We start from the raw sequence: 5,161 nt of genomic DNA on the forward strand, positions 1-5,161 counted from the left end.
TCGGACAATCCATAGAACAGCTTCGATAAATAGTCGATTATTTACCGCTGTTCTACCAACATCGGTCTCTTTACCTGAACAATACGGTGCTATCTTTGCCCACTGGGCATCACTTAGTGTTAATCTAGTCATAACACTATGATTATCGATTATTCTATATATGTCAACACACCCTAGCTGCACCCATACCAAAGCCAACACCGTGACCTGCGACCATAAAACCAGAAGTCGTTTCTTTGTCTTTTTTGATTAATAAAGACAGTAGGTAGGTGCCGCCATAAAATGCTAACAACAATAAAATAATGGTTAATGATGAAAATTGGAACAATGACTCAGTTTTCAAATTCATACCTCGCAATTGTTTGGATTAATAAAGTTTAGTAAAATTAAAGATACCAAACCTTTCGGAATATAATAAAGCCTACAAACTCTCATACTGAGTGAAATGTATGTGGCTAAGATAAATAGCAAAAACATCAACGATAGTGATAAGCAAATGCTAAGTGTTGTGCCGCTGTCTTAATGACTCACATCGTGCTAAATCAAAGAGACAGGGGCTACTCTTAATAGGCATGAGTTAATGGATAAACCACCACGCTATTAATATGCATACACAAAGGTAGCTGAGTGCTAGAGAAGGCTCATATGATGAGCGTCTATAGCAAAATTACGAATAGGCACTAAGCCATGGTGACATGACTTGAGCTAGGTTTAGACAGCCTTATCAGCTGTAATACGCAGTAGTTAAGCGATTTTCATTTGACTACTGCAATTGATGCATCATCTGTCATTTACATACTAAGCAATGTGCGGTCTGAATTGTCAGCACAATAGAGGTAGCATCATAAAAAAGACAGATCTGTTAATTGTATGTAACGTGTTCGTGAGGTAAGGGTAACCTATTATCTCTCTAACCTCAAATTTTAGACGATATTTATCAGGGTCTGTTAAATATTCAAATAGTAGGGCTGTTGATCGCTAAAATTTTACCCAACACAAGCCGATGATAATGTTGAGACCTTAACTAGAATAGCTTAACATCGGAGGTTTAAGGCTAGCTATAAATAGGTGGTGGTGGAAGGTATAGGCATGAAGGGGTGAGAAGTAATGAGATGGTTTGGAAAGTTATTATTTGTACTGAGGACACATTTTAGTTTTTGTATTGAACATTTATTGAATCGACTATAACCATAATGTTTAGAAGGGTCAGATACCTGAATAGTAAGTCACTCTGTCATTACGTAAGAAGCCTGCCAAACCTAGTCCATAACGTTCAGCGACACGTACAGCCGTACTAGTAGGCGCAGACATGCCAATCAACCAAGGTATACGTCCGCGCACAGACTTTTGCACCAGCTCAATCGATAACCGTGAAGTCATTAGAACGCAGTCGATATCGATTTTTTGTCGTAGCTGCCAACCAATCAGTTTATCAAGGGCGTTATGGCGTCCCACATCTTCAAATAGATATAACTGGTCATTATGCATCGTGGCGGCGGCATGCACAGCGCCGGTCAATTGATGCGTATGCTGTGTGGCATCAACTTGTTGTCGCATTTTCAATAAATAATCTAGACTGGGTATGGTCGGTTTATTATTTGAGTGGTTTTTATCCCTGTCTTGGATATAGGCACTCAAATCGGGTAGTGCCTGTGTCAATCCAGTGATGCCGCACATACCGCAACCTGTACGCCCTGCGAGCTGACGTTTTTGGGCTTGAATACGCTGATGACAGCGTTGATTCAATACTAGCTCGACGATATAGATATCATAGTCTTGTAACTGCTTTAAGGTTTGTTCGAGGTTTTCAGGTTCAAGATCAACGGTGTTTTTCTCAAAGGTGACAGGCTTATAGCTTACGGTATCGGTCAGCTGAGTGACCTCCCAATCGAGCAGTTCGTGGCTGTGCTGGATTAGGCCTTCGCTAAATAAAAATCCAACAGCCAAATACTCTAGTTGATGAGGACTGGCCATCAGTACAGCGTAGTGAATACCATTGATAATGATGGCAACCGCAGCCTCTACAGCGAGGCTAGCTGGTTGACAATCAATATGTGCTCCATCGATATTATCACCGTTTTGACTGGCTGATGCATAAGAATGCTTTTGCGACAAATGAGTACGAACCAGTGGTGACATAGGTTTATTTATGGCTGTCTTTGTTACTTCCACTGTCTTGCTTTCATACTGTTGCTTACTGGTTCGCTCATTATCTTTGACAGGGTTTTTAGTCATCATCATGGTTCGTATATTATCTTACTAACAGTATTGTTTCGGCGTCTTTATCACGAACATTGTCATTATTTGACGACCCATTTATCACTTACTATGCAGGCTCAGCCGTGCTTGCATCGACGCGTTGCAGGACGACCGTCGTCGATTTATACGCTGGTATATGCGAATCTGGTGCATGGGTGTTCAAGTCAAACAAGTCATTGCATTCAGGATAATAAGCGGCAACGGCGTTGGACGCAATATCCATTTCAGTCAATACTAGTGGCCCAAGTATGCGAGGTTGGTCAGTGTTATTTGGACTAGCGTACCGCGTCACCATGACGCTGTCTCCTTTTTGCCAACCTAAACGGCTTATCTCATCGGGATGCATAAACAAAACATCACGGCGATTGGCTTGACGATAGCGATCTTTAAACCCAAAAATCATAGTGTTGAATTGGTCATGACTGCGGACACTGGTCAATTGCCAAATTTTTTGCTCGTTATTTTTTACGTTACCGTTTATGTTGTCTTGTACAGGGTTGCTGCTATCTGTGTTCTGACTCTCATTAAAGACAGATGTCGTTTCTGCCATCTGTGCAGCGACATAGGTAATTGGATATTGCGGCACTTCAAACTGTGCTTTGCCACTATCTGTATTCCATACACGATGACGGGCTGAATGGTACAAATGAAAGCCTCGTTCAGTAGTACGAATACGTTGATTAAAGTCTTCAAAGCCATCGATAGCTTGGGCGACATAGTCACGAACGACGTCGAAGTCTTCGCTCATTGCTTGCCAAGGAATAGACGAGTCAGCGCCAAGTACGTGCGTTGCGATATCTGCGACAATTTGCGATTCAGACTTTAATGTGTCACTGACAGGTTTGAGGTTGCCTTGTGTTGGTACAATCTGACACATGGAGTCTTCGATAGTGGCAAACTGCTCACCTTTATCAGTGATGATGCGCTCGCTGCGTCCTAAACAAGGTAAGATAAGGTTGTTTGAGCTTGGGTATAGCATGGTTTCATTGAGCTTGGTACCCACAAAGATATTAAGCTGTGTTTTGGTCAATGCTTGTTGAATGGCAGTGGTATCAGGTGCTGCCACGGCATAATTACCTCCCATGCCCATGAATATCTTTATTTTACTGTCAATTAATGCTTTTGCGCCTGTTACCACATCGAAGCCGTGTTTTTGCGGCATAGGTTTTTCAAATACTCGTTCTAGACTGTCGAGGAGCTTTTGAGCGGGGCGCTCATGAATACCCATGGTACGGTCGCCTTGCACATTAGAGTGACCACGGACAGGAGATGCACCGCCACCATCTACACCAATCATTCCCATCAGTAATAATAGATTGGTAATCATTGCTACGTTGTCGTCACCTTGTACGTGTTGGGTGATGCCCATACCCCATGTGCAGATAGTCGCTGGACTGTCAGCGACCAGTTTAGCCAGACCGATGATTTCCGCTTGAGGAATACCACAACCGAGCTCTATATCCGCCCATGTTTGCTCTGTAAGCCACTGTTTTAATGGTTCAAACCCTGAAGTATGGGTCGCAATGAAGTCATAGTTGATTTTATCGTTTTCAATCAGCCATTTAGCGATACCTGTCAATAATGCCGCATCCCCACCGATCTGAAGTTGAACCACTTCATCGACCATGTCATTGCTTTGACCTGCTGCCATATGTGTGGGCTTCTGCGGATTTCTAAATTTACTTAGACCTTGTTCGCGCATGGGGTTAATCGAGATGATTCGACACCCTTGCTCGTGAGCGTGAGCAAGCATTTCTAGCATGCGTGGATGATTGGTCGCTGGATTTTGTCCAAACATCAATATCAGCTTGGCTTGCTCAAAATCTTCTAACTTGACCGTTGCTTTACCAATACCCAACTGCCTACCTAACATGACCGAGGTGGGCTCGTGACACATGTTTGAGCAATCGGGTAGGTTATTGGTACCGAAACAGCGTACGAACAGCTGGTACATAAAGGCAGGTTCGTTGGTGACACGGCCTGAGGTATAAAAAAGTGCCTCATCTGGTGAAGCTAGTAGCTTAAACTGCTCAGCGATACGTTGGTACGCAGACTCCCAAGAGATAGCGACATAGCGATCTTGTGTGGCATCGTAATATAATGGCTCGGATAACCGGCCACTGTGTTCTAGCTCGTAGCCTGACCATCCTTGTAGTTCGGTGACCGTATGTCGTGCAAAGAATGCAGCATCGGCTTTTTTGGTCATGGTCTCGCTGGCAAGTACTTTGATGCCATTCTCACAAACATCGATGGCTTTATGGGATTTGTGGTCGGGCCAAGCACAACCAGGACAATCAAAGCCACTTTTGGGTTGGTTACTTTGGAATACACTGGCACTACCACGCAAAAAAGTCTGGTAATCCATTAGTTTACGAGTAGAAGAAAATAGTGCAGGCCAACCGGCAGCAGGATGAGAGTATATAGGGATTTTGCGCATGACAGACCTCACAGTTAAATGGCAATAACTAAGCTGTATAACACTTATATGATATAAGGGGTTGCTAGGGCGTGTCTTCAATTTGAGTATGAAACTTCACATAAGCTAAAAATCGATAATTGCTTGCCAAACTGCATTAAGTCGTTTCGTTAATATATCGGTATTACAGTCTTTGCTGAACTACATTTTTTGGCTACAGTTTGTCTTTTTTAATGAGGACACGTGCTAGTTGTTTTAGACCGTTGACTATGATAACAAAAAAACCTTTAAGAAAGATTAGTTTCCTTAAAGGTTTTTTATAATAAAAGGGTTTGATACCAGTAAGATAAAAATAGTCATTTATCTGATAATTCATCAGGCATTACGCCAGAATTGCTTATCGCTCATATTATTAACAACACAGACCGTGCACGCAATTTCTGTGCTCTTTGAGTAGTAGCATGTCAGTGAGTTGCTTCAAAAGTT

General features: G+C 42.6%; 4 protein-coding genes. All 4 read right to left on the bottom strand.

Annotated features, from left to right (window positions below; genetic code table 11):
• Positions 1–132, bottom strand: a 132-nt coding sequence (locus tag ACT3SX_RS13795; RefSeq protein ID WP_444761785.1) for a transposase, incomplete at its 3' end; no start/stop codon positions are given.
• A gap of 31 nt (positions 133–163) precedes the next feature.
• Positions 164–349: a hypothetical protein gene (locus ACT3SX_RS13800; protein ID WP_442070027.1), complete on the bottom strand. Its 186-nt coding sequence runs from the start codon at positions 347–349 to the stop codon at positions 164–166.
• Between the two features lie 857 nt (positions 350–1,206).
• On the bottom strand, positions 1,207–2,139 hold the full coding sequence (gene fdhD / locus ACT3SX_RS13805; RefSeq protein ID WP_192519554.1) for a formate dehydrogenase accessory sulfurtransferase FdhD: 933 nt from the start codon (positions 2,137–2,139) through the stop codon (positions 1,207–1,209).
• Positions 2,140–2,326: 187 nt separating this feature from the next.
• The gene (locus ACT3SX_RS13810) at positions 2,327–4,696 is read right to left on the bottom strand and encodes an FdhF/YdeP family oxidoreductase (RefSeq protein WP_192519548.1); all 2,370 of its coding nucleotides are present in this window, start codon (positions 4,694–4,696) and stop codon (positions 2,327–2,329) included.
• Positions 4,697–5,161 lie beyond the last annotated feature (465 nt).

This window comes from Psychrobacter sp. AOP31-B2-9 (genome assembly GCF_052378005.1).
GTDB lineage: Bacteria > Pseudomonadota > Gammaproteobacteria > Pseudomonadales > Moraxellaceae > Psychrobacter.

Bases quoted from the DNA above. Each gene is read 5' to 3' on its own strand.
- ACT3SX_RS13800 (WP_442070027.1), bottom strand. From the start codon at position 349: ATGAATTTGAAAACTGAGTCATTGTTCCAATTTTCATCATTAACCATT.
- fdhD (WP_192519554.1), bottom strand. From the start codon at position 2,139: ATGTCACCACTGGTTCGTACTCATTTGTCGCAAAAGCATTCTTATGCA.
- ACT3SX_RS13810 (WP_192519548.1), bottom strand. From the start codon at position 4,696: ATGCGCAAAATCCCTATATACTCTCATCCTGCTGCCGGTTGGCCTGCA.